The 1,950-nt window shown below is 64.5% G+C and carries 2 protein-coding genes; one reads left to right on the top strand and one right to left on the bottom strand.

Features of this window, described 5'->3' with window-relative positions; genetic code table 11:
* On the bottom strand, window positions 1–194 hold a 194-nt coding region (locus Q7V20_RS16670; RefSeq protein WP_304793656.1), incomplete at its 3' end, for a LysR family transcriptional regulator.
* A 170-nt stretch (window positions 195–364) separates the two neighbouring features.
* Between Q7V20_RS16670 and Q7V20_RS16665 the strand changes: the two genes are divergently transcribed.
* On the top strand, window positions 365–1,950 hold a 1,586-nt coding region (locus Q7V20_RS16665), incomplete at its 3' end, for a malate synthase G (protein WP_304793654.1).

Genomic DNA, 1,950 nt, shown 5'->3' with positions numbered 1-1,950 from the left:
AATGCGCTGCCCTCGCGGGTCAGGCTGATGCGGCGCGTGGTGCGCACCAAAAGTTTGACGCCCAGGCGCTCTTCCAGTGCATCGATGCGCCGCCCAATGACGGCGGGCGCCACCCCTTCGGCCTGCGCGGCGGCCGTCAGGCTGCCCCGGATGGACACGGCGACGAAAGACTCGATCTGCTTGAGTTTGTCCATGATGAGCACCCTCGTCGGCCGGATTGGCGCCTTAAAAGTCATTAATCCATGAATTTTCAGGCTGGTAATGGTTGAAGAAGTATCGAATAAAATTTCAGCATTGAAAAGAGGGCCCTGGCAAAAGGCTTGCTCTTCCCCATGATCTTTCTCTCTATTTGACGAGGTTCACCATGACCGCACGCACCCCAGTCCACGGCCTTCAGGTGGCCACCGAGCTCTACCGTTTCATCGAAGACAAGGTGCTGCCGAACACCGGCGTGGCGAGCGCCGCCTTCTGGGCAGGTTTCGACCAGATCGTGTCCGACCTGGCACCCAAGAACGCCGCCTTGCTGGCCGAGCGCGACCGCATCCAGCTTGAGATGGACACCTGGCACGCCGCCAACCCGGGCCCGATCAAGGACATGCCCGCCTACCGCGCCCACCTGGCCAAGATTGGCTACCTGGTGCCCGTGCCCGCTGATGTGAAGGTCACCACGTCCAAGGTAGACGCCGAGCTGGCCACCCAGGCTGGCCCGCAGCTGGTCGTGCCCATCCTGAACGCCCGTTATGCGCTGAACGCCGCCAACGCCCGCTGGGGCAGCCTGTACGACGCGCTGTATGGCACCGATGCCATCCCCGAGGCCGATGGCGCCGACAAGGGCAAGGGCTACAACCCGGTGCGTGGCACCAAGGTCATCGCCTTCGCCCGCAATGTGCTGGACCAATCCGCCCCGCTGGAAGGCGCCTCGCACAAGGATTCGACCGGCTACCGCGTTGAAGGCGGCCAACTGGTCGTGGCCCTGGCCAACGGCAAGACCGTCGGCCTGCAGAACCCCGCGCAGTTCGTGGGCTTCCAGGGCGATGCCGCCGCGCCCACCAGCATCCTGCTGGTCAACAACGGCCTGCACATCGACGTGCAGATCAACCGCGCCACCCCCATCGGCCAAACTGATCCCGCTGGCGTGTCTGACCTGGTGCTGGAATCGGCCCTGTCGACCATCCTGGACCTGGAAGACTCCGTGGCCGCCGTGGACGCGCAAGACAAGGTGCTGGGCTACAGCAACTGGCTGGGCATCCAGCTGGGCACGCTGAGCGAAGAAGTCGCCAAGGGCGGCAAGACCTTCACGCGCAAGCTCAACGCCGACCGCGTCTACACCGGCCCCAAGGGCGGTGAAGTCAAGCTGCACGGCCGCTCGCTGATGTTCGTGCGCAATGTGGGCCACCTGATGACCAACCCGGCCATCCTGTGGGGCGCTGATAACAAAGAGATCCCCGAAGGCATCATGGACGCCGTGGTGACCACCACCATCGCCCTGCACGACCTGCAACGCCATGGCGCCAATGGCATCGTCAACTCGCGCCAGGGTTCGGTCTACATCGTCAAGCCCAAGATGCACGGCCCGGCTGAAGTGGCTTTTGCCGCCGAGCTGTTCAGCCGCGTCGAAAAGCTGCTGGGCCTGCCCGACAGCACCGTCAAGCTGGGCATCATGGACGAAGAGCGCCGCACCAGCGCCAACCTGAAGGCCTGCATCGCCGCGGCCCAAAGCCGCGTGGCCTTCATCAACACCGGCTTCCTGGACCGCACCGGCGACGAGATGCACACCGCCATGCTGGCCGGCCCGATGATGCGCAAGGGCGACATCAAGTCCAGCGCCTGGATCGCCGCCTATGAGCGCCGCAATGTGCTGATCGGCCTGCAATGTGGCCTGCGCGGCCGCGCCCAGATCGGCAAGGGCATGTGGGCCATGCCCGACCTGATGGCCGAGATGCTCAAGCA

Source organism: Aquabacterium sp. (genome assembly GCF_030652515.1).
In the GTDB taxonomy this organism is placed as follows: Bacteria; Pseudomonadota; Gammaproteobacteria; order Burkholderiales; family Burkholderiaceae_C; genus Aquabacterium.
The sequence above is the reverse complement of the archived record's forward strand: the minus strand, read 5'-3'. Positions and strand labels throughout refer to the sequence as shown.